Annotated in this window: 20 protein-coding genes; 13 read left to right on the top strand and 7 right to left on the bottom strand. The window is 68.9% G+C overall.

Going from position 1 to position 21,282, the window contains the following annotated elements; genetic code table 11:
* Positions 1 to 102 precede the first annotated feature (102 nt).
* A complete protein-coding gene (gene pyk / locus AB7P10_RS09020; protein ID WP_428293511.1) occupies positions 103 to 1,536 on the top strand; it encodes a pyruvate kinase in 1,434 nt (477 codons plus the stop codon).
* A 145-nt stretch (positions 1,537 to 1,681) separates the two neighbouring features.
* On the opposite strand, the gene AB7P10_RS09015 is transcribed toward pyk, so the two are convergent.
* On the bottom strand, positions 1,682 to 2,449 hold the full coding sequence (locus AB7P10_RS09015; RefSeq protein WP_428293510.1) for a DUF481 domain-containing protein: 768 nt from the start codon (positions 2,447 to 2,449) through the stop codon (positions 1,682 to 1,684).
* Between the two features lie 94 nt (positions 2,450 to 2,543).
* On the bottom strand, positions 2,544 to 3,095 hold the full coding sequence (locus tag AB7P10_RS09010) for a phosphatase PAP2 family protein (protein ID WP_428293509.1): 552 nt from the start codon (positions 3,093 to 3,095) through the stop codon (positions 2,544 to 2,546).
* 175 nt (positions 3,096 to 3,270) lie between these two features.
* On the opposite strand from AB7P10_RS09010, the gene fba reads away from it, so the two are divergent.
* Positions 3,271 to 4,335 carry a class II fructose-bisphosphate aldolase gene (fba, locus tag AB7P10_RS09005; protein WP_428293508.1) on the top strand — a complete coding sequence of 355 codons (1,065 nt, stop codon included), beginning with the start codon at positions 3,271 to 3,273 and terminating at the stop codon, positions 4,333 to 4,335.
* Between the two features lie 115 nt (positions 4,336 to 4,450).
* Here the strand turns inward: fba and AB7P10_RS09000 are convergent, their stop codons facing one another.
* Positions 4,451 to 5,278, bottom strand: coding sequence for an IclR family transcriptional regulator (locus AB7P10_RS09000; RefSeq protein WP_428293507.1), 828 nt, complete (start codon positions 5,276 to 5,278; stop codon positions 4,451 to 4,453).
* A gap of 210 nt (positions 5,279 to 5,488) precedes the next feature.
* Between AB7P10_RS09000 and AB7P10_RS08995 the strand changes: the two genes are divergently transcribed.
* The 3 genes from AB7P10_RS08995 (at position 5,489) to AB7P10_RS08985 (ending at position 9,272) form a co-directional block, all read left to right on the top strand.
* Positions 5,489 to 7,192 (top strand): long-chain fatty acid--CoA ligase, encoded by a 1,704-nt coding sequence (locus AB7P10_RS08995; protein WP_428293506.1) that lies wholly within the window; start codon positions 5,489 to 5,491, stop codon positions 7,190 to 7,192.
* Between the two features lie 70 nt (positions 7,193 to 7,262).
* Positions 7,263 to 8,264, top strand: coding sequence for a tripartite tricarboxylate transporter substrate binding protein (locus AB7P10_RS08990; protein ID WP_428293505.1), 1,002 nt, complete (start codon positions 7,263 to 7,265; stop codon positions 8,262 to 8,264).
* A 99-nt stretch (positions 8,265 to 8,363) separates the two neighbouring features.
* The gene (locus AB7P10_RS08985; RefSeq protein WP_428293504.1) at positions 8,364 to 9,272 is read left to right on the top strand and encodes a phosphoribosylaminoimidazolesuccinocarboxamide synthase; all 909 of its coding nucleotides are present in this window, start codon (positions 8,364 to 8,366) and stop codon (positions 9,270 to 9,272) included.
* A gap of 13 nt (positions 9,273 to 9,285) precedes the next feature.
* Here the strand turns inward: AB7P10_RS08985 and trxA are convergent, their stop codons facing one another.
* The gene (gene trxA, locus AB7P10_RS08980; protein ID WP_428293503.1) at positions 9,286 to 10,194 is read right to left on the bottom strand and encodes a thioredoxin; all 909 of its coding nucleotides are present in this window, start codon (positions 10,192 to 10,194) and stop codon (positions 9,286 to 9,288) included.
* 137 nt (positions 10,195 to 10,331) lie between these two features.
* Between trxA and purE the strand changes: the two genes are divergently transcribed.
* From purE to AB7P10_RS08965, 3 genes are read left to right on the top strand one after another with little or no spacing between them, the layout of a single operon-like run.
* Complete coding sequence (purE, locus tag AB7P10_RS08975; RefSeq protein WP_428293502.1) at positions 10,332 to 10,820, top strand: 5-(carboxyamino)imidazole ribonucleotide mutase; 489 nt, start codon at positions 10,332 to 10,334, stop codon at positions 10,818 to 10,820.
* Entirely contained in the window at positions 10,817 to 12,055 is a 1,239-nt protein-coding gene (locus tag AB7P10_RS08970; RefSeq protein WP_428293501.1) for a 5-(carboxyamino)imidazole ribonucleotide synthase, read from the top strand. The genes purE and AB7P10_RS08970 overlap by 4 nt, the downstream gene beginning before the upstream one ends.
* Positions 12,056 to 12,062: 7 nt before the next feature.
* Entirely contained in the window at positions 12,063 to 13,070 is a 1,008-nt protein-coding gene (locus tag AB7P10_RS08965; protein WP_428293564.1) for an L-threonylcarbamoyladenylate synthase, read from the top strand.
* A 24-nt stretch (positions 13,071 to 13,094) separates the two neighbouring features.
* Here AB7P10_RS08965 and AB7P10_RS08960 read toward each other — a convergent pair whose 3' ends face one another.
* Entirely contained in the window at positions 13,095 to 13,364 is a 270-nt protein-coding gene (locus AB7P10_RS08960; protein WP_428293500.1) for a SemiSWEET transporter, read from the bottom strand.
* A gap of 17 nt (positions 13,365 to 13,381) precedes the next feature.
* A complete protein-coding gene (dacB, locus tag AB7P10_RS08955) occupies positions 13,382 to 14,914 on the bottom strand; it encodes a D-alanyl-D-alanine carboxypeptidase/D-alanyl-D-alanine endopeptidase (protein ID WP_428293499.1) in 1,533 nt (510 codons plus the stop codon).
* A gap of 127 nt (positions 14,915 to 15,041) precedes the next feature.
* Here dacB and tsaB point away from each other — a divergent pair, with 127 nt between their 5' ends.
* From tsaB to AB7P10_RS08940, 3 genes are all read left to right on the top strand, one after another.
* Positions 15,042 to 15,821, top strand: a complete 780-nt coding sequence (tsaB, locus tag AB7P10_RS08950; RefSeq protein ID WP_428293498.1) for a tRNA (adenosine(37)-N6)-threonylcarbamoyltransferase complex dimerization subunit type 1 TsaB — start codon at positions 15,042 to 15,044, stop codon at positions 15,819 to 15,821.
* Positions 15,822 to 15,969: 148 nt separating this feature from the next.
* Complete coding sequence (locus AB7P10_RS08945) at positions 15,970 to 16,476, top strand: GNAT family N-acetyltransferase (protein ID WP_428293563.1); 507 nt, start codon at positions 15,970 to 15,972, stop codon at positions 16,474 to 16,476.
* A 50-nt stretch (positions 16,477 to 16,526) separates the two neighbouring features.
* Positions 16,527 to 17,297: a uracil-DNA glycosylase gene (locus AB7P10_RS08940; RefSeq protein WP_428293562.1), complete on the top strand. Its 771-nt coding sequence runs from the start codon at positions 16,527 to 16,529 to the stop codon at positions 17,295 to 17,297.
* Between the two features lie 141 nt (positions 17,298 to 17,438).
* Here AB7P10_RS08940 and AB7P10_RS08935 read toward each other — a convergent pair whose 3' ends face one another.
* Positions 17,439 to 18,338, bottom strand: coding sequence for a DMT family transporter (locus AB7P10_RS08935; RefSeq protein WP_428293497.1), 900 nt, complete (start codon positions 18,336 to 18,338; stop codon positions 17,439 to 17,441).
* A 77-nt stretch (positions 18,339 to 18,415) separates the two neighbouring features.
* On the opposite strand from AB7P10_RS08935, the gene pyrF reads away from it, so the two are divergent.
* Positions 18,416 to 19,255, top strand: coding sequence for an orotidine-5'-phosphate decarboxylase (pyrF, locus tag AB7P10_RS08930; protein WP_428293496.1), 840 nt, complete (start codon positions 18,416 to 18,418; stop codon positions 19,253 to 19,255).
* Between the two features lie 155 nt (positions 19,256 to 19,410).
* Positions 19,411 to 21,276: a DUF1800 domain-containing protein gene (locus AB7P10_RS08925; RefSeq protein WP_428293495.1), complete on the top strand. Its 1,866-nt coding sequence runs from the start codon at positions 19,411 to 19,413 to the stop codon at positions 21,274 to 21,276.
* Positions 21,277 to 21,282 lie beyond the last annotated feature (6 nt).

The following is a 21,282-nucleotide window of genomic DNA, read 5'->3' as shown; positions in this document are numbered from 1 at the left end:
GCCGATGCTGTACCCGGCCTGTAACAGGTTTCACAGATAATTGAAACCAAATTACAGAACGGCCTGCCGGCCTTCACCCACTTCCTCCCGGAGACAGCCCCCATGCCCTTGCGCGCCACCAAGATCGTCGCCACCCTTGGCCCTGCGTCCAGCGATCCCGATCTGCTCGAAAAAATGATCCGCGCCGGCGTCAACGTGGTGCGGCTCAATTTTTCACATGGCACGGCGCAGGACCACATCGACCGCGCCGAACTGGTGCGCGCGGCCGCGCAGCGCGCCGGGCGCGAGGTCGGCATCATGGCCGACCTGCAGGGCCCGAAGATCCGGGTGGGCAAGTTCGCCCAGGGCAAGGTCATGCTGGAGCCGGGCGAGCCCTTCGTGCTGGATGCCTCGCGCACCGAGCCAGGCGACATCGAGGGCGTGGGCCTGGACTACAAGGAACTGCCGCGCGACGTGAAGGCCGGCGACACGCTGCTGCTCAACGACGGCCTGATCGTGCTCACCATCAACAAGGTGATCGGCCCGGCCGTGCACACCACCGTCCGGCTCGGCGGCGAGCTCTCCAACAACAAAGGCATCAACAAGCAGGGCGGTGGCCTGACCGCGCCCGCGCTGACCGCCAAGGACATGGACGACATCAAGACCGCCATGGGCCTGAGGGCCGACTACGTGGCGGTGAGTTTCCCCAAGAATGCGACCGACATGGAGCTCGCGCGCCAGCTCTGCAACGTGGCCGGCGCGGCCATCGGCCACAAGCCAGGCCTGATCGCCAAGATCGAACGCGCGGAAGCGATCCCCGAACTGGCGAGCATCCTCAAGGTGTCCGACGGCATCATGGTCGCGCGCGGCGACCTCGCGGTGGAAGTGGGCAACGCGGCGGTGCCGGGCCTGCAGAAACACATGATCAAGATGGCGCGCGAAATGGACAAGGTGGTGATCACGGCCACGCAAATGATGGAATCGATGATCGTCAATCCGGTGCCCACGCGCGCCGAGGTGAGCGATGTGGCCAATGCCGTGCTCGACGGCACCGACGCGGTGATGCTCAGCGCCGAGACCGCTGCGGGCAAGTACCCGCTGGAGACCGTGCTGGAGATGGCCAACATCTGCTCCGAGGCCGAGAAGGCCGAGTACCGGGAACTGAGCGCCGACTTCCAGGGCAAGACCTTCAAGCGCATCGACCAGTCCATCGCCATGGGCGCGCTCTTCACCGCCCACCACCTGGGTGCCAAGGCCATCGTCGCGCTGACCGACTCGGGCTCGACCGCGCTGTGGATGAGCCGGCACAACGTGCGCATGCCGATCTACGCCATGACACCCAACCTCTCGACCCAGCGCCGCATGACGCTCTACCGCAACGTGCGCCCGCTGCTGATGGACAACAACACCGACCGCGACAACGCCCTGGCCGACGCCGAAGCACACCTGAACAAGCGCGGCATCGTGCAGACCGGCGACGTATACGCCATCACCGTGGGCGAGCCCATGGGCCAGCCCGGCGGCACCAACACACTCAAGATCTGCAGGGCGGCATAAGGGGCACACCCCCTGCCGCGCGGGCCAGCGACCCGCGCAGCGGTGGAGCGTGGGGGCCACCCCGATCCGGCGCCGGGCCGCCCCAAGCCGGATCAGCCCCCTCGGGGGGCAGCGACCCGCGCAGCGGTGGAGCGTGGGGGCCCATTCAATCGATCCGCATGGAGACGCCCGTCACGAACACGGCGTCGGCTTTCTCGACGCTGGAACCGGGATCGCTGTCGTAGCGGTAGCTCAGTCCCGCAGTGAGGTTGATGGCCTGTGTCATGGCCACCGTGAGGCCGGTGTCCAGCACCGCGCGGTACTGGCCGGAATTGCGCAAGTTCGGGTACAGCGTGAGTTTCTGGCGCAGGCTGGTGGTCTCGGTGAGCTTGTGGCTGGACTCCTCCGACAGCACCAGTTCGAGCCGACCATAGCGTTCGCGCATGGCGCCCGCGACATTGGTGGCCGCGACGTAGCGGTCGTGCGTGTAGCCCAGGCCAGCGGACACGTCGAAGAAGCCGTGTTCATCGGCCCAGATGTGGCGGCCCACGCCGGTGGCCACCGTATACCGGGCCGCGATGTTGGCCAGCTTGTCGCGCAGCGTCTCGGCCGAACCAAAGCCGAACCCGTCGACGGAGAAATCGCGGTCGTACTGCGTGCGCAGGCCGTAGCGCTCCGTGGTCTGCACGCCGTCGTTGCGCGCATGATCGGCCTTCGCGGCCCAGGTCCATTTGTCGTTCGTGGTCTGCCGCGCCGCCTCGGCAGCCAGGTTCAGCGAGCTGGCGTTGTTGTTGCCGGACGAGACATTGGCGCCCGCGGTCAGCAGGTAGCGCCACTGGCCATCGGGCTTGAGCGTGACCTGTGCCAACGAGGGCGCCGGCACGAGGAACAGGCTGGCGGCGCTCAGCGTCACGATCAGAGAACAATGGGGCATGGCGGTCCTTTCCGGGCGAGGGTGGGGTGGTGATGACCCCCGGAGGACTCCATGTTGCCGCGCCGCAGTTCCCCTGGTGATGTAACGAATGGCGTCAGGTCGCTGGCAGCACCGCGCGGCGCCGCCCCTGCCAGCCCATGAACTGCCGTGCGGCCGCGGCGCACACCAGGCCCAGCGCCAGGCCCACGGCGACGTCCGAAACGAAATGCAAACCCAGAAACACCCGGCTCCACGCGATCGCCAGCGCCACAGTGGCGACCAGGAGAATCAGCCACCGGCGCGCCCGGTGGGGAGCAAACGCCGCCAGCCCGGCGGCCCAGGCCCCGGCCACGGCGGCATGAAAACTGGGAAAGCCGGCAGACGCCGCATGCGCGAGCCATTGGTGGCCCAGCCCGAGCTCGAACGGCCGCGCCGCGTGCACGGCTTCGCGGATGCCCCGCACCGCCAGCCAGGCCAGTGCCATGGTCAGGCACACCCCCAGCAACTGCCGGCGCGCGGCGGGTCCCGCGATCGCCAGCGGCGCCAGCGCCAGCAAGGCCAGCGCCGGCAGCACCGTGGAAATCCAGCGCGCCAGCGCCAGCAGCCAGGCCGGCGTGCCGGGCGTGGCATTGATCCAGAGAAAGAGCAGGGTATCGAGTTCAGCCATGGCATTGCGGAGGTTCCGGCGCAGTCTGGCGGGCCCGCATTAAGGCCAGATGAAACGGCGCACGCCGAGCTTGCAAAGACATGCGAAATGACACGTGTGGCGTACCTGGCCTGGTACATGCCCCAAGTAAAATGCCGGGTTACATCACGGTTACCAACTGCTTAAGGGGAATCTCATGGCGCTCGTTTCCATGCGCGAACTGCTCGACCACGCCGCCGCCAACGGCTATGGCATTCCGGCGTTCAACGTCAACAACCTCGAACAGGTGCAGGCCGTGATGGCTGCGGCCGACGAAGTCGGCGCGCCGGTGATCCTGCAGGCCAGCGCCGGTGCCCGCAAATACGCAGGCGAGCCCTTCATCAAGCACCTGATCCAGGCCGCGATGGAGGCCTACCCGCACATTCCACTGGTGATGCACCAGGACCACGGCACCTCGCCCAAGGTCTGCGAGGGCGCCATCAACCTGGGTTTCGGCTCGGTGATGATGGACGGTTCGCTGATGGAAGACGGCAAGACGCCGGCCTCGTTCGAATACAACACCGACGTCACCCGCAAAGTGGTGGAGATGGCGCACAAGGTCGGCGTCACCGTGGAGGGCGAACTGGGCTGCCTGGGCAACCTGGAAACCGGTGAAGCGGGCGAGGAAGACGGCATTGGCGCCGAAGGCAAGCTCGACCACAGCCAGATGCTCACGGACCCCGAAGAGGCCGCGCAGTTCGTCAAGGCCACGCAGCTCGACGCCCTGGCCATCGCCATCGGCACCAGCCACGGCGCCTACAAGTTCAGCCGCCCGCCCACCGGTGACATCCTGGCCATCGGCCGCGTGAAGGAAATCCACCAGCGCATTCCCAACACCCACCTGGTGATGCACGGCTCGTCGTCCGTGCCGCCCGAGCTGCTGGCCATCATCAACCAGTACGGCGGCAAGATGAAGGAAACCTACGGCGTGCCGGTCAAGGAAATCCAGGAAGCCATCAAGCACGGCGTGCGCAAGATCAACATCGACACCGACATCCGCCTGGCCATGACGGGCGCGGTGCGCAAGTTCCTGGCCGAAAACCCCGACAAGTTCGACGCCCGCGAATGGCTCAAACCCGCGCGCGAAGCCGCCAAGGCGGTTTGCAAGGCGCGTTACCTGGAATTCGGCTGCGAAGGCCAGGGCAGCAAGATCAAGGGCGAGAGCCTGCAGGTGGTGGCCGCCAGGTACGCCAAGGGCGAGCTGGCCCAGGTCGTGCACTGACCGCCATTCAAGACCCGCACGCTTCCAGACGCCACCCCCGCGGTGGCGTTTTTCATGGACGGATGAGCGAGGTGCCGCCCCCTCGATGCGGTCGCGCGCAGCGCGGCGGGGGTGGTCAATCCTCCCAGGCGCCGGCCTGGATCGCCGCCATGATCTCGCGCCCGGTGCGCACCAGCGCCGGCCCGAAGTCCTCGTGCAACAGGACGCCTTGCAGCCGTGAAGCGGGCCCGCCCACCGTCAGCGCCAGCGGCTCACGGCCATCGCCCAGATCCAGCCCCACGCCGATGGCGGCGATTTCGCTCTCCCATTCCGACTCGGACGCCACGTAGCCACGCGCGGCGCCCTCGGCTTCGGCGCGCCGCAGGCCGGCCTCGCGCATGGGCCAGCGCGCGCCGTCCTGCGCCTGCAGCCGGCGCGCCATCAGCGCGCGCATGCCTGGGTCCGCCGCGCACCAGATCGCGCGGCCCATGGCGGTTTCGGCGAAGGGCAGGCGCGTGCCCACGTCCAGCCCCAGGATCAGGCGCGCTGTGCTGCGGCAATGCGCCACGTACACCACCGAGGTGTCGTGCCGCACCCCGAGCGAGATCGCGGCCTGCGTGTGCTCGGCCAGCGCCTCCATGAAGGGCCGTGCGATGCGTCCGACCTGGAAGTTGGACAGCACGCTGAAGCCCAGCGACAGCACCGCCGGGCTCAGCGCGTACTCGCCGGTGGCGGCGCGGTGCCGCAAGTAGCCCAGGCTGGTGAGCGTGAACGTGAGGCGCGACACCGTGGCCTGCGGCAAGCCGGAGCGGCGCGCGAGTTCCTGGTGCGCCAGCCAGCGGTCGGCCGGGCCGAAACAGCGCAGCAATCCCAGGCCCCGCGCCAGCGCGGTGACAAAGCGACGGTCCTGCGCGGGATCGGTGTCGGCCAGAGGAGCGGAAGGGGTGTGGCGCTGACGGCCCATGGGTGGATCTCCGTGGCGGAACACGGCCACGACAGTCTTAGACCATTTATTCCGCTTGTCGGAATTTTATTCAAAACCTCTGCTCATCCCCGTGCTCGATTTCCCTGATCTGGATTTACAAGAACAAGGCACGAACCGTATATTGAAGACCTTCTTCTCTAATTCTGCTTAGCGGAATAAAAACGCAGCCTTCGACCGCGATCTGCCCGCATGAATCCTCTGCCTCCGGCCCACTGGCCCCCCGGCCTGCCCCGGCACCTCACGCTGCCGCAAACGAACGTGTTTCACAACGTCGAGGTGTCGGCCGCGCGCTACCCCGACAAGCCCTTCATCGTGTTCTACGACACGCCGTTGAGCTATGCCGCGTTCCTGCGCGAGGCCGAACAGGTGGCTGGGTATCTGCAGCAGGTCTGCCGCGTGAGGCCCGGTGACCGCGTGCTGCTGTGCATGCAGAACAGCCCGCAGTGGGTGCTGGCGTTCTACGGCATCCTGCGCGCCAACGCGGTCGTGGTGCCGGTCAATCCGATGAACCGTGTGGAGGAACTGCGCCACTGCGTGCGCGACAGCGGCGCCACCGTGGCCTTCGTGGCGCAGGACCTGCTGCCGCAGCTGCGCCCCCTGCACGTGCCCGAAGGATCGGACGACGGCCTTCTGCGCCACCTGATCGTGGCCACCTACAGCGACCACCTGCGCACGCCCACCGACCTGCGCGTGCCCGACTTCGTCGCCGCGCCACGCGAACCTGTGGCTGCTCCGGGCATCGCTGCCTGGGCCGACGTGCTCGCCGCTGACTGCACACCGGGGCCGCTCACCGCCGGCCCCGACGACCTGTGCGCCATGCCCTACACATCGGGTACCACCGGCCTGCCCAAGGGCTGCATGCACACCCACCGCAGCGTGATGAGCACCCTGGTGGGCGGCGTGCGCTGGTTCGGCACGTCGCAGGATTCGGTGTGCCTGGCCGTGCTGCCGTTCTTCCACGTCACCGGCCTGTCGGGCAGCCTCAATGGCCCGCTCTATGCCGGCGCCACCATCGTCGTGCTGGCGCGCTGGGACCGCGAGGCCGCCGCCACCTGCATGGCGCGCTACCGCGTCACGGTGTGGCAGGCGATCTCGACCATGGTGATCGACTTTCTGGCCCACCCGGCGATCGGCGAGGTCGACCTCACCAGCCTGGCCTGCATCCGGGGCGGCGGCGCCGCCATGCCCGACGCGGTGGCCGCGCGCCTGAAAGCGCTGACCGGACTGGACTACATCGAAGGCTATGGCATGTCCGAGACCATGGCCGCGACCCACATCAACCCGCTGCACCAGCCCCGGCCGCAGTGCCTGGGCATTCCGGTGTTCGATGTCGACGCCCGGGTGATCGACCCCGACACACTGGCCGGCCTGGCACCGGGCCAGACCGGCGAGATCGTGCTGCATGGCCCGCAGGTGATGCAGGGCTACTGGCGCAATCCGCAGGCCACGCGCGAGTCCTTCATCGAGATCGATGGCAAGCGCTTTCTGCGCACCGGCGACCTCGGTCACGTCGATGCGGACGGCTACTTCTACATGACGGACCGCCTCAAACGCATGATCAACGCCAGCGGCTACAAGGTCTGGCCGGCCGAAGTGGAGGCCCTGATGTACCACCATCCGGCGATCCAGGAAGCCTGCGTGATCGGCGTGCGCGATGCCCATCGGGGCGAGAGCGTCAAGGCGCTGGTGGTGCTGCGCCCCGAGCAGCGTGGCCTCGTCAGCGAGCAGGACGTGATTCACTGGGCCCACGGCCACATGGCCGCCTACAAGAGCCCGCGCATCGTCGAATTCGTGGAAGCGCTGCCCCGCTCGGGCAGCGGCAAGGTGATGTGGCGCGAACTGCAGGAGCAGCAGGCCGTGCGCGACGCGCAAGCGCAACCACCGCCCCCGTGAGCAAGCCCGGCGCGCCGCGCCAATCCCACCGCCGACCCGGCATCCCCCACCCCAGCAAGGAGACACGATCATGACAAGCACAACCCACCCACCCTCAAGCCGCCGCCGCGCGCTGCTGCTGGCCGCCACCGCAGCGGCCGCGGTGGCAGCGTCCTGGGGCGCCGCCCACGCGCAGGCGCAGCCCTACCCCAACCGGCCTGTCACGCTCATCGTCCCGTGGCCCGCCGGCGGCTCCACCGACCGCCACCTGCGCACCCTGGCCGAGATCGCCAGCAAGCACCTGGGTCAACCCATCGTGATCGAGAACCGTCCCGGCGCGGGCGGCACGCTCGGCCCGGCCAACATGGCGCAGACCGCCAAGCCCGATGGCTACACCATCTCGCAGTTCCCCCTTGGACTGCTGCGCCTGCCCCACATGCAGAAGAGCAGCTGGAACCCGCTCACCGACTTCAGCTACATCATCGGCGTCTCGGGCTACACCTTCGGCCTGACCGTCAAGGCCGACTCGCCCTACAAGAGCTTCAACGAGTACATCGAAGCGGCGCGCAAGCAGCCCAACCAGATCAACTACGGCTCCACCGGCACCGGCAGCAGCCCGCACCTGATCATGGAAGAGCTCGCCGGCAACGCCAAGGTGCAGCTCACGCACGTGCCGTTCAAGGGCAACGCCGATCTGGTCGCGGCCTTGCTGGGTGGCCACGTGATGGCGCAAAGCGATGCCAGCGGCTGGGACAAGTACGTGGACGGCGGCCAGATGCGCCTGCTGGTCACCTTTGGCGAACAGCGCACCCAGCGCTGGCCCGATGTGCCCACCGCGCAGGAACTGGGCTATGGCGTGGTCTCGACCTCGCCCTACGGCCTGGCCGGCCCCAAGGGCATGGACCCTGCCGTGGTGAAGGTTCTGCACGACGCTTTCAAGAAGGCCATGGACGACCCCAAGCACCTGGAAGTGCTGGGTCAGCTCAACCAGGCCATGTGGTACCGCAGCGGCGACGACTACCGCAAGTGGGCCACGGAGACCTTCGCCAAGGACAAGGCGCTGATCGAACGCCTGGGGCTGTCGGCAAAGTAGGCGAGACGCCGCCAACTTGCGATAATCGCCCGGAATAGTTCAAAGCCCGTTGGCTGTTCAACGGGCTTTTTTCTTGTGCCGCTTTCTCCCGATCCGATCATGACCCCTGCCCTCCACACCTCGGCCCTCTCCTCCCTGCCCCTGCTGGCACGCGGCAAGGTGCGCGACAACTACGCCGTGGGCGACGATCGCATCCTGATGGTGGCCAGCGACCGCATCAGCGCCTTCGACGTGATCATGGGCGAGCCGATCCCGGGCAAGGGCGAGCTGCTGACCCGGCTCTCGCTGTTCTGGTTCGATCAGCTCGGCCCCAAGGGCCTGAACATCTGCCCGATCCACCTCACCGGTGACGCGCCCGAAAGCGTGGTGTCCGCGGCCGAGGCACCGCAGATCGCGGGCCGTTCGATGCTGGTGCAGCGCCTCAAGCCCATTCCGGTGGAAGCGGTGGTGCGTGGCTACCTGGCCGGCAGCGGCTGGAAGGAGTACCAGGAGGGTCAGGCCGTGTGCGGCGTGAAGCTGCCCGCCGGCCTGCAGAACGCCTCGCGCCTGCCCGAGCCGATCTACACGCCTGCGGCCAAGGCGGCCATGGGCGAGCACGACGAGAACATCAGCTTCGAACGCACGGTGGAGATGATCGGCCCCGAACTCGCCGCACAGATCCGCGACGTGTCGATCGCTCTGTACAAGGCCGCGGCCGCCATCGCCCTCAAGAAGGGCATCATCATCGCCGACACCAAGTTCGAGTTCGGCCTGGACAAGGCGGGCCGGCTGGTGCTGATGGACGAGGTGCTCACACCCGACAGTTCGCGCTACTGGCCCGCCGAGAGCTATGTGGTGGGCCAGAACCCGCCCAGCTACGACAAGCAGTTCCTGCGCGACTGGCTGGAAACCGCCCAGGTCGGCGGCAAGCCCTGGGACAAGACGCCGCCCGCGCCGCGCCTGCCCAAAGAGGTGATCGAGAAGACCGCCGCGAAGTACCAGGAAGCCCTGACGCGGCTGATGGGCTGAGGGCCGACAGGCCTCAGCTCAACACCACGCTGGAAAGACGGCGCCGGTACGTCGCCACCGTCGGGTCCTCGGGCGGTACCTGGCCCTCGGCCACCTTGGGCTTGGGGGGCTCGATCACGTCGAGGATGGCAATGAAGGTCTTGCGCGCCAGGTCTTCGTTCCAGGCCTTGTCGCGCATCAGGATTTCCAGCAACTCGTCCATCGCCGCGGTCCACTGGCCATAGGCCATGAGCAGCTGCGCCAGCGCGAAGCGTGCATCGAAGTCGCGCTTGTTGGCGGCAATGGCCGCCTGCAGCTCCGCGGCGCGCGCGTCAGGATCGGCAACGCCGGCCAGGGCATCGCGCGCGGCCATCCAGCGCTGCAGCGAGTCAAGCCGCCGCACGCCCGCGGCCTTGGCGATCACGGGCGCGAACGCCACCTTGGCGTCGTCGTCCTGGCCGAGTTCGAGCAAGAGCTTCACCAGATCGAAGCGCGCATCGTCGTTGTCCGGCGCGGCCTGCACCGCCTGCTGCAGCTTTTCCAGCGCGCCTTCGAGATCGCCTTCGGCCAGCGCATCCTGCGCCTCGGCCTCCGCCTCCTCGGCCTCGAGGGTTTCGACGCTGGGCAGGTGCTTGTCCAGGAAGGCCTTGATCTGCCCCTCGGGCAGCGCGCCCATGAAACCGTCGACCGGCTGGCCGTTCATCAGCAACACGCACGTGGGGATGCTGCGCACGCCGAACGCGGCGGCGAGCTGCTGCTCCTGGTCGGAGTCGATCTTGACCAGCTTGAAGCGGCCTGCGTAGTCGGTCTCGAGCTTTTCCAGCAGTGGCCCGATGACCTTGCAGGGACCACACCACGGAGCCCAGAAATCCACCAGCACGGGGGTCTGCATCGAAGCCTCGATGACCTCGGCTTCAAAGTTGGCGATGGTGACGTTGATCATGGGGAGCGGCCTGGCTGGGGCGCCCGCGCGGAGTCGGCGGGCGGCAAACGTAAAATCGACACTTTACCGGAGAGCGCCGCGTCACACGCACGTTCCCGGTCCTGCCCCGCCGGGGCTCATCGGCCAGAGGCACCAACATGAACTCCATCCAAGTGGGTGTGCTCATGGGCTCCAGCAGCGACTGGGACACCATGCAGCATGCCGTGCAGGTCCTGCAGGACTTCGGCATCGAACACGAGGCACGCGTGGTGTCGGCCCATCGCATGCCCGACGACATGTTTGCCTATGCCGAAGCGGCCGCGCTGCGCGGCCTCAGGGCCATCATCGCCGGCGCGGGCGGCGCCGCCCACCTGCCGGGCATGCTGGCGGCCAAGACCGTGGTGCCGGTGCTCGGTGTTCCGGTGGCCAGCAAGCACCTCAGCGGGGTGGACTCCCTGCACAGCATCGTGCAGATGCCCAAGGGCGTGCCGGTGGCCACCTTCGCCATTGGCGCGGCCGGCGCGGCCAATGCCGCCCTGTTCGCCGTGGCCATGCTGGCCTGCGACAACCCCGAGCTGCGCCACAAGCTCGAGGCCTTCCGCGTCCAGCAGACGGCGGCCGCGCGCGGCATGACCCTTCCCGCATGAGCTTCAAGACCCTTCTACCCGGCAGCCCTTCCCCCAATGGTCAACCCACCACGCTGGGCGTGATGGGCGGCGGCCAGCTCGGCCGCATGTTCGTACAGGCGGCCCAGGCCATGGGTTTCGCCACTGTGGTGCTCGACCCCGACCCGGCCAGCCCGGCGGGCCAGATCAGCCACCACCACATTCGCGCGGCGTACGACGACGAACCGGGCCTGGCCCAGTTGATCCAGCGCAGCGACGCCATCACCACCGAATTCGAGAACGTGCCGGCAGCCGCACTGGCCACGCTGGCCGCGCAGCGCACGGTGGCCCCCTCGGCCTCGTGCGTCGCCGTGGCACAGGACCGCGTCAAGGAAAAGGCCCACTTCGAGCAGTGCGCGCCCATCAGCGGCGTGGCTCCCGCGCCGCACGCGGTCATCACCACCGATGCGTCGCTCGCCGCCGTACCGGACGACCTGCTGCCCGGCATCCTGAAGACCGCGCGCATGGGCTACGACGGCAAGGGCCAGTTGCGCGTGGCCTCGCGTGCTCAACTCGCCGAGGCATGGGACCAGCTCGACAAGGTCCCATGCGTGCTCGAGAAAATGCTCACGCTGCGCGCGGAATGCTCGGTGATCGTGGCGCGCGGCGCCGATGGTCAGGTGGTGAGTTTTCCGGTGCAGAAGAACACCCACCACGAAGGCATCCTCGCGATCACCGAGGTGTTTGACGGCGCCATCGAGGCGGGTCTGGCGCAGCGGGCGCAGGCCAGCACCGTCGCCATCGCGAACCACCTGCGCTATGTCGGCGTGCTGTGCGTCGAGTACTTCGTGGTCGAGCGTGCCGATGGCACGACCGATCTGGTGGTCAACGAGATGGCGCCGCGACCCCACAACAGCGGCCATTACACGCAGAACGCCTGCGACATCTCCCAGTTCGAAGCCCAGGTGCGCGCACTGGCCGGCCTGCCGCTGCCCGTGCCGCGCCAGCACAGCCCGACCATCATGATCAACCTGCTGGGCGACCTATGGTTCGAGCCCAACGCAGTGCGCGCCCAGGCGAGCAAGACGCCGGTGTCGCCGCCCTGGGCGGCGGTGCTGGCCCTGCCCGGCACGCACCTGCACCTGTACGGCAAGCTGGGCGCCCGCCCGGGCCGCAAGATGGGCCACCTCAACGTCACCGGCGCCAGCGTGACGCGGGTACGCGAAACAACAGCGCAAGCGCTCGCACTGCTCGGCCTGCCTGCGCTCGGCGTCTGACATGCCGCTGCTGCTCCAGGCCAGCGACCCTTCCGCCATCGACGCCGCGGCGCGGCGCCTGGCGGCCGGCTCGCTGGTGGGCATGCCGACGGAAACCGTGTACGGCCTCGCGGCCGACGCGGACAACGCCAGCGCCGTGCACCGCATCTTCGATGCCAAGGGCAGGCCCGCCGACCACCCGCTGATCGTGCACCTCGCGCACGGTGACGGTGCGCGCGGCTGGCGTGCCGGCGTGGATCACTACGCCCGCACCGTGCCGGCGTTCGCCGCCGCGCTGATGGAGCATTTCTGGCCGGGCCCGCTCACGCTCATCCTGCCGCGCCGCGAAGGCGTGGCCGCGGTTGCGGCGGGCGGGCAGGATTCGGTGGGCCTGCGCTGCCCGGTGCACCCGGTGGCGCAGGCACTGCTGCAGGCCGCGGCCGCGCGGGGTGTGCACGGCGTGGCCGCCCCCAGTGCCAACCGCTTTGGCCGGGTCAGCCCCACCACCGCAGCGCACGTGGCCGAGGAATTCGCGGCACTGCCGGACGACGCCTTGCTGATCCTGGACGGCGGCGCCAGCCGGGTGGGCATCGAGTCCACCATCGTCGACGCCACGCGCGATCACCCGGTGCTGCTGCGTCCGGGCATGATCACGCCCGCGCAGCTGGAGGCCGCGTGCGGCCAGCCATTGCGCGCGCGCGACGAGGCAGCGCCGCGCGCCTCCGGCACGCTCGCATCGCACTACGCACCGCGCGCCACCGTGCGCCTCATGGATGGCCAGGCGCTGCAGGCGGCGCTGGACGTGCTGGGCCGCGACGCAAAACACATTGGTGTTTACGCGCACAGCCCCGTCAAGGTCGCGCGAGGCGTGCCGCTGAGGCGCATGCCGGCCGACGCAGCGCTTTGTGCGCAGGAACTGTTCGCGGTGCTGCGTGAGCTCGACGCCACCGGCGTTCGCCTGATCTGGGTGGAAACGCCACCCGCAGGGGCCGCCTGGGACGGCGTGCGCGACCGCCTGCAACGCGCGGCGGCCTGAGCGGCACCGCGTCACCACCGGTCGTCAGCCCTTGGGCAGGCGCCCGAAACGCAACTTCATCACCAGGATGGCCAGGGCCAGCGACAGCGTGACGGCATTGGCCGCCACCACCGGCCATGCGCCCAGGCTCAGGCCGTAGAACAGCCACAGGGTCACACCGACCGTGAACACGCTGTACATGCCCAGCGAGATGCCGCTCACGTCGCGCGTGCGAAAGGTCAGCCAGGCCTGGGGCACGAAGCTTGCCGTGGTCAGGCACGCGGCACCGTAGCCGATGACATCGCCGAATTGCATGGTTCCAGCCTTCAGCTTCAATCGGGCAGCGAGGCCGTCCACTCCAGCAAGGCGTCCAGCGCGGGTCGGGCCGCAGGCGCGTTGGGGTGGTTGATGAAGGCCACCAGCACGTAGCGAGCGCCGTTCACCGCGTTCACGTAACCGGCAATGCTGCTCACGTCGCGCAGCGTGCCGGTCTTGATCCAGGCATTGCCGCGCGCGCTGCTGTTCTCGCCGCGCGCCAGCCGGGCGGCGGTGCCGTTGACACCCGCGACCGACAGCGACTGCAGGAGGCGCTCGCCCTGCGGGTGCTGCGCCGCATGGCGCAACAGACCGGCCAGCGCTTCCGGGGTGATGCGCTCGCCGCGCGAAAGGCCCGAGCCGTTTTCGAGCACTGGCGCCGGCACCCGCAGCCCAAAGGTGCGCGCCCACCAACCCTGCAGCACCTCGCGCGAACGCTCGAAGCGAGCGGTGCGCGCCGGCACCAGGCGATCAGCGGCCGAACCCGGCGCCACCACGGCAACGGTCTGTGGCGGCGGCGGTGCCAGCTGGCCCAGCGTGAGGAACACCTGCTGCGCCATCACGTTGTTGCTCCACTGGTTCACGTCGACGAGGATTTCCGACAGTGGCAGCGAAGGCGCATCGAGCAGCAGCGTGACGCCCGGAGGCGTCAGGCCGGTGCGCACCTGGCCGGTGATGACGCCGCCACTGGCGCGCCACAGACCCTCCAGCGCGCGCGCGGCATAGCTGGCCGGCTGCTGGTAGGCCACGGGCCACTTGAGTTCGCCACACTTCTGCGGGTAGCGGCCCTCGAAACGGATGCTGTTCGGGTCGTCAAAGCGCGCCTGAAGCGCCGTGCGCCAGTCGCCGCAGGCGGTGCGCGACAGCGGCACGGTGGCGTCGATCGACAGGCCGGCCAGCGGCGGCTCGCTGATGACGTAGGCCACGCCGTTGGCCGGGTCGGGTTGGAAACTGAGGATGACCGACTTGAAGTTGACGAGCAACGCGTCGGGCGACGCGTTGTAGGGGCGCAGGGCCTCGCCGTCGAAGGCGCCGGGATCGGTGTAGGGCAGGTCGAAGGCGCTGTGGTCAAGCACCATGTCGCCCAGGATCACCTGCACGCCCTGGTTCTGCAGGGCGTAATAGGCTTCATGCACGCGTTCGAGCACCAGCTTGGGGTCTCCGCCGCCGCGCACGTACAGGTTGCCACGCAGCACGCCGTTGTCGACCGTGCCGTCCGTGTAGAAGCGCGTGCTCCAGGTGAAGTCCGGGCCCAGCAGGTCGATGGCCGCATAGGACGTCACCAGCTTCATCACCGATGCGGGGTTGACCAGCACCCCGGCCTGGTGGCGCAGGCGTTCGTGCGCGTCGGGCTCAACCGACACCACCAGCGCCGACAGCGCGCTGGCCGGCACCTGGGCACGGTTGAGAGCCTCCATCACCGCCGGCGGAAGCGTGGCACCACGGCCCGGCATCTGTGCGCAGGCAGGCAAGCCAGCGCCCGCGAGCATCCACAGCGCAAGCACGCGGACAAAAAGTGAGCAACGCAGGATCGGCAGGCGCAGCGGCATGGAGACTGATTATGAAACGCGGGCCGGCCGATGCGACCGCGAGACGGTGGGCGGGCGTGACAAAAGACGGCCGGTGGCGCACCCGCACCACACAGTGCGAACCGGTGCGGTGGCCGATAATCCCCCGATGCCTTCCGCACTGCGCCTGCTTGCCATCGAAACCAGCACCGACACCCTGTCGGTGGCGCTGGGCACGGGCGCACCCGATGGCCCGCTGTGGCAACACACCGGCCCCGGCGGCGCCCGGGCATCCACCACGCTGCTGCCGCTGGTGCAACAGCTGCTCGGCGCCTCAGGCTGGTCGCTCGCCGGCCTGGATGCCGTGGTGTTCGGTCGGGGTCCGGGTTCGTTCACCGGCTTGCGCACCGCGTGCGCCGTGGCCCAGGGCCTGGCCTATGGTGCCCGCGACGCGGCCCGCCCGGGCGGGTTGCCCGTGCTGCCCGTGGACACGCTGCTGGCTCTGGCAGAGGAGGCGCGCCACGCGCACGCACTGGCCGGCCAGGCCGCGCCCGACACCGTGATTTCACTGCTCGACGCCCGTATGGGCGAGCTGTACCTGGCCCTGTACGCCTGCAAGCCAACAGGTCTCTCGCCCCTGGAGCCACCGCGCCTGTGCGCGCCGCAAGACCTTGCCACCCATTTGCGCGACCGGCTGCCCGCCGCTGGACAGCCGCTGCTTGCCGGCAATGTGTTCGCCGCCTACGACCATGAGCTCACAGGGCTCCGCGGCCTGCGCCGCCCGGCCCTGCCCACGGCCACGGCCTTGCTGCGCCTGGCGCCGGACCTGATCGCCGCTGGCGCTGCACTGCCCGCGCGCGATGCGCTGCCGCTGTACGTGCGCGACAAGGTGGCCCAGACCACCGACGAGCGCGAGCGGCAGCGGGTGGCAGCAAGTCCCGCGCATTGAGGCCCGGCACATGGACACCTCCGTGAACGCCCTGCTCGTGGCCATGGCTGGCGGCCTCGCCAGCCCGGCCACGGCGCACCCGCCCCGGACCTGGCCGACACCGGGCACCCAGCAGCGAGCCGGCGCGCGCCGCATCGCCTTCGAGCCCATGACCGAGGCCGACCTGGACGCGGTGCACGCGGTGGAATCCACCGCCTATGCCCATCCCTGGTCGCGCAAGCACTTCCGCGATTCGCTGCAAGCCGGCTACCCGGCCGTGCTGCTGCTGGGCGAGGCACTGGCGCACGACCCGCCGTCGCCCGCCCACACCGCGCGCGCCGACGGCCGCGTGTTGCTGGGCTACCTGGTCGCCATGCCGGGCGTGGACGAGGTGCACCTGCTCAACGTCACCGTCGCCCCGGCGCACCAGCGCCAGGGCTGGGCGCGCTTCATGCTCGACGCGTTGGTGCTGTGGTCGCGCACGCAGAACGCGCAATGGCTCTGGCTGGAGGTGCGCGTAGGCAACGGGCCCGCACGCCAGCTCTACGAGCGGTATGGCTTCAAGCAAGTCGGGCTGCGCAAGGGCTACTACCCGGCGGGCCATCTGCGGCGGGAAGACGCCGTGGTCATGAGCCTGAACCTGACGCCCGGCGACGCTGCGGAGGCACGCCCGTGACGCAACACGACACCTCCTTCGTGCCGCAGCTCGATGCCCGCCAGCGCGCCATGCTCGCCGAAATGGGTGTGCGCGTCTGGGCGCCCCGGCCCGCGCCAACCACCGTGGCGGCACCCGCGACCCCGTCCGCCGCGCAGGCGCGCCCACACCGGCCAGGCCCGGTGCCTGTGCATGCGCCCAACACACCGGCCGCAGCAGCCACAGCCGCGGCGCAACCAGTGGCGCCGCCGCGCCGGCCCAGCGGCATCGATGCCCTGGACTGGACCGCGTTGCGCGAAGCGGTGGCCGCCTGCCAGGCCTGCGGCTTGTGCAAGAACCGCAAGAACACCGTCTTCGGCGTCGGCGACGTGCGGGCCGACTGGATGATCGTGGGCGAGGCCCCGGGCGAAAACGAGGACCTGCAGGGCGAACCCTTCGTGGGCGCGGCAGGCCAGTTGCTCGACAACATGCTGCGCGCCGTGGGCCGCGACCGCGCTGGCGAGGGCGCGCAAGGCGCGTTCATTGCCAACGTGCTCAAGTGCCGTCCGCCCGCCAACCGCAATCCCCTGCCGGATGAAGTCGCGCAGTGCGAGCCCTACCTCGCTCGCCAGGTGGCGCTGGTACAACCCAAGGTCATCGTCGCCATGGGGCGCTTCGCCGTGCAGTCGCTGCTCAAGACCACCGAACCCATCGGCCGCCTGCGCGGCCGCGTGCACCGCTACGAAGGCGTTCCGGTGATCGTGACCTACCACCCGGCCTATCTGCTGCGCACCCCGGCCGACAAAGGCAAGGCCTGGGCCGACCTGTGCCTGGCGATGCACACGGCCGAGACCGCTGCCTGACCCCCGCGCCGAAGCGCGACCCGCCACGCATGAAGCGGTCCAACCCAGGGACACCGAGGGTCCGGCTCTGCCGGCCCCAGGTGTCGCCCCCCTCCCGCCAAAGGCGAAGAGAGGGGGGCCGCGAAGCGGCGCAAGGGGTGTTCAGGTATGTGGCACCTCGGCCGTGCGCCTCGAAGGCCACAGCACGGACGCAATCGCGACCATCACCAGCGCGACGGCCGCCCAGTCCTGCCAGCGCAGCATCTCGCCCAGCCACCAGGCGCCACTGAACACGCCGAGCACGGGGATGAACATCACCGACAGGGTGGAGGCGATGGGCGGCAGGTCGCGCGCCAGCGACAGCCAGGCCACCTGCGCGAACGCGAACACCCCCAGCGCGTTGTAGACGATGGCCCACCAGATCCCCGGCGTCGGCCAGACCCATGCCTCGCGTTCAAAGATCAGCGCCAGCGCGGTCATCCACGCCGTGGTGAGCGCGGTGAGCCAGAACGAGATCGTCAGCGTGGGCTGCGGGATGCGGGTGCGGCGCAGCAACTGCGTGCCCAGGGCCCAGGCGGCGGCGGCCACCAGCATCATCAGCACGCCCATGGGCTTGCCCGAGAGCCGGGTGAATTCGTGCCACAGCAGCAACAGCACGCCGAGCGAGGCCGCAGCCACGCCACCCCAGCCCCGCAGGGCCAGGCGCTGGCCGAACCACCAGGCGCCCACCAGCGCAGAGAACACCGGCATGGTGTAGCCCAGGATCGCGGCGCGCCCACTGGACAAGGTCTGGATCGCCAGGATCGCCAGCGTGTGCCAGAACAGCATGTTGAACACCGTGAGCAGGGCCAGCTCCGGCCAGTGCTCGCGCCCGATGCGAAACGGCACCTGGCGCCACCACAGGAACAGGCCCAGCACCGGCAGGCCGATCCACATGCAGATGGTGCGAAACGTCAGCGGCGGAAAACCCGTCACGCCGAATTTCATGATGGGCCAGTTGACACCCCAGACAATGGTGAGCAGAACCAGCAGAACCAGCTGTTGTCGGGAAAGGGCGTGCATGGCCGCGATCTTAGGTGGGCGCCCCGTCGCGTGTCCGCCAAGGGCCGGCGAGAGGCCGCCAACTAAAATCTCGCCCCATGACCTTCCTTGACCAGCTGCGCAACGCCGAGCACCAGAACCGTTCCCTGTTGTGCGTCGGCCTGGACCCCGATCCCGCGCGTTTTCCCGCGCACCTGAAGAACGACGCCACCCGCATCTACGACTTCTGCGCCGCCATCGTCGAGGCCACGGCCGACACCGCCATCGCCTTCAAGCCACAGATCGCCTACTTCGCCGCGCACCGCGCCGAGGAACAGCTCGAACGCCTCATGGCGCACATGCGCCGCATCGCACCCCAGGTGCCGGTGATCCTGGACGCCAAGCGCGGCGACATCGGCAGCACTGCGCAGCAGTACGCGATCGAGGCCTTCGAGCGCTACGGCGCCGACGCGGTCACGCTCTCGCCCTTCATGGGCTTCGACTCCGTGCAGCCCTACCTGCAGTACCACGGCAAGGGCGCCTTCCTGCTCTGCCGCACCTCCAACCCCGGCGGCGACGATTTGCAGAACCAGCGCTTCGCGTCCATCGAGGGCGAGCCGCGCCTGTACGAACACGTGGCACGTCTGGCGCAAGGGCCGTGGAACCTCAACGGGCAGCTGGGCCTGGTCGTGGGTGCGACCTATCCCGCCGAGATCGAGCGCGTGCGCGAGATCGCGCCCACGCTGCCCCTGCTGATCCCCGGCGTCGGGGCGCAGGGTGGTGACGCCGTGGCCACCGTCAAAGCCGGCCTGCGCACCCAGGCGGGCGAGACCACCGGCGCGATCATCGTGAACTCCTCGCGCGCCATCCTGTATGCCTCCGACGGCGCCGACTTTGCCGACGCAGCGCGCCGCGCGGCGCTCAAAACCCGAGACGAACTGCACGCCGCGCGCACCTGAATTTCGACGAGAGGCCGCCAAATACCCTCCGGCGGTATGCCCGCCCGGCGGATGCCGCAGGCGCGCCACACCCAGCTGTAACGACTTGAAAACCAGCCCCGTCTGTGATCGGCGGCTCCCTACACTCGCGCTCGTCGAACCGAGGAGGGATCGCCATGACGGACATCGAAGCGCCTTTGAAACCGGCCGATGAGGCCACCGCCACCGACCGGCACCACGGGCCGCAGACGGCGCCGGAAAACCCGTCTCACGGTGCGCTGCCGGCGCTGACGCCGCTGGCCGCGGCCGCGCTGCTCGCGGCTTGTGGTGGTGGTGGCGACGGCGGCGGCGGAAACACACCCGAGGCCCCTCCCGTCGTAGGCATCGTCGACTTCCCCACCAGCGGCTTCGCCCACCCGGATGCCACCAGCGATGCCGAAGCCGCGCGCTTCCTGCAGCAAGCGCAATTCTCCTCCACCCCGACCGAGATCACCGAGCTGCGCGGCATGAGCTATGCGCAGTGGCTGGCCAACCAGTTCGCGAACTACCGGGGTAGTACCGGCTGGAACTGGCTGGAAGCCCGTGGATACGGCGCAGTGGACAGCAACAGCTACTTCTTCAACCACTACCCGGCCGACTTCATGATCTGGAACCAGCTGCTGGCTGGCCCGGACATGATGCGCAAGCGCATCGCGCTGGCGCTCTCGGAGTTCTTCGTGACCTCGCTGAGCTCGGCCGAGTTCACCTGGCGCGCCCATGCCTACGCCAGCTGGTGGGACACGCTGATGCGCAACGCCTTCGGGAGCTACCGGCAGCTGCTGGAAGACGTGACGCTGCACCCGGCCATGGGCTACTTCCTCAACACCAAGGGCAACCAGAAGGAAAACAGCAGCGGGCGCGTGCCCGACGAGAACTACGCGCGGGAGGTGATGCAGCTGTTCACCATCGGCGTCTACAAGCTCAACCTGGACGGCTCGGTGCAGACCGTCGGCGGTGTGCCGCAGGAAACCTATGGCCAGGACGACGTCACTGGCCTGGCGCGTGTCTTCACCGGCTACGACTTCGACCGCTCCGACGGCGTGCGCCACACCGTGCCCGGGCAGAGCTACACCATCGAGTCGCGCGCCTTCGCCCGCAAGCCGATGTCGTTCAACGCCAACCGGCATTCCATGCTGGAAGCCCGCTTCCTGGGCACCACGGTGCCCGCCAACACGGATGGCGCCACCGCGCTGCGCATGGCGCTGGACACGCTGTTCAACCACCCGAACGCCGCGCCCTTCTTCGCGCGCCAGATGATCCAGCGCCTGGTCACCAGCGACCCCAGCCCGGCCTACGTGGCGCGCGTGGCAGCGCGCTTCAACGACAACGGCGCGGGCGAGCGCGGCGACCTCAAGGCGGTGTGGGTGGCCATCCTGCTCGACGACGAGGCGCGCGGCCCGGCGACGCTGCAGAGCAACACCTTCGGCAAGCTGCGCGAACCCATGCTGCGCTTCGTGCAGTGGGCCCGCAGTTTCGGCGTGACCTCGGCCGCGGGCAGCTGGAAGCTGTTCGAGCTCAACAACGCCGGCACGCAGCTGGGCCAGAGCCCGCTGCGCGCGCCCTCGGTGTTCAACTACTTCCGCCCCGGCTATGTGCCACCCGGCACCGCGCTTTCGGCCTCGGGCGCCACGGCCCCGGAGTTCCAGCTCGTCAACGAGACCAGCGTCGGTGGCTACCTCAACTTCATGCAAAGCGTGATCGAGCGCGGTCTGAACTGCCCCAACCCGGCCGTGCCGCAAGCCGCCTGGAACAACTATGCCTACGACATCACCGCCAACTACACACGCGAGCTGGCCCTGGTGGCCGATGCCCAGGCGCTGGTAAACCACGTCTGCCTGGTGCTCGCCGCCGACCAGATTTCCGCGGCCACGCGCACCGTCATGGTCAACGCGCTTAACGCCACCCCGGTAACCACCGCCAGCAGCCAGACCGTCAAGCTTCGGCGCGTCTGGGCGGCCATCCTGATGGTCATGGGCTCGGCCGAATACCTGATCCAGAAGTAAGGGGCC

The organism is Hydrogenophaga sp. (assembly GCF_050182545.1).
Classification (GTDB): Bacteria; Pseudomonadota; Gammaproteobacteria; order Burkholderiales; family Burkholderiaceae_C; genus Hydrogenophaga.
Note: the sequence above shows the minus strand (reverse complement) of the source record. Positions and strands in the feature narration are given on the sequence as shown.

Bases quoted from the DNA above. Each gene is read 5' to 3' on its own strand.
- pyk (WP_428293511.1), top strand. From the start codon at position 103: ATGCCCTTGCGCGCCACCAAGATCGTCGCCACCCTTGGCCCTGCGTCC.
- AB7P10_RS09015 (WP_428293510.1), bottom strand. From the start codon at position 2,449: ATGCCCCATTGTTCTCTGATCGTGACGCTGAGCGCCGCCAGCCTGTTC.
- AB7P10_RS09010 (WP_428293509.1), bottom strand. From the start codon at position 3,095: ATGGCTGAACTCGATACCCTGCTCTTTCTCTGGATCAATGCCACGCCC.
- fba (WP_428293508.1), top strand. From the start codon at position 3,271: ATGGCGCTCGTTTCCATGCGCGAACTGCTCGACCACGCCGCCGCCAAC.
- AB7P10_RS09000 (WP_428293507.1), bottom strand. From the start codon at position 5,278: ATGGGCCGTCAGCGCCACACCCCTTCCGCTCCTCTGGCCGACACCGAT.
- AB7P10_RS08995 (WP_428293506.1), top strand. From the start codon at position 5,489: ATGAATCCTCTGCCTCCGGCCCACTGGCCCCCCGGCCTGCCCCGGCAC.
- AB7P10_RS08990 (WP_428293505.1), top strand. From the start codon at position 7,263: ATGACAAGCACAACCCACCCACCCTCAAGCCGCCGCCGCGCGCTGCTG.
- AB7P10_RS08985 (WP_428293504.1), top strand. From the start codon at position 8,364: ATGACCCCTGCCCTCCACACCTCGGCCCTCTCCTCCCTGCCCCTGCTG.
- trxA (WP_428293503.1), bottom strand. From the start codon at position 10,194: ATGATCAACGTCACCATCGCCAACTTTGAAGCCGAGGTCATCGAGGCT.
- purE (WP_428293502.1), top strand. From the start codon at position 10,332: ATGAACTCCATCCAAGTGGGTGTGCTCATGGGCTCCAGCAGCGACTGG.
- AB7P10_RS08970 (WP_428293501.1), top strand. From the start codon at position 10,817: ATGAGCTTCAAGACCCTTCTACCCGGCAGCCCTTCCCCCAATGGTCAA.
- AB7P10_RS08960 (WP_428293500.1), bottom strand. From the start codon at position 13,364: ATGCAATTCGGCGATGTCATCGGCTACGGTGCCGCGTGCCTGACCACG.
- dacB (WP_428293499.1), bottom strand. From the start codon at position 14,914: ATGCCGCTGCGCCTGCCGATCCTGCGTTGCTCACTTTTTGTCCGCGTG.
- tsaB (WP_428293498.1), top strand. From the start codon at position 15,042: ATGCCTTCCGCACTGCGCCTGCTTGCCATCGAAACCAGCACCGACACC.
- AB7P10_RS08945 (WP_428293563.1), top strand. From the start codon at position 15,970: ATGACCGAGGCCGACCTGGACGCGGTGCACGCGGTGGAATCCACCGCC.
- AB7P10_RS08940 (WP_428293562.1), top strand. From the start codon at position 16,527: ATGCTCGCCGAAATGGGTGTGCGCGTCTGGGCGCCCCGGCCCGCGCCA.
- AB7P10_RS08935 (WP_428293497.1), bottom strand. From the start codon at position 18,338: ATGCACGCCCTTTCCCGACAACAGCTGGTTCTGCTGGTTCTGCTCACC.
- pyrF (WP_428293496.1), top strand. From the start codon at position 18,416: ATGACCTTCCTTGACCAGCTGCGCAACGCCGAGCACCAGAACCGTTCC.
- AB7P10_RS08925 (WP_428293495.1), top strand. From the start codon at position 19,411: ATGACGGACATCGAAGCGCCTTTGAAACCGGCCGATGAGGCCACCGCC.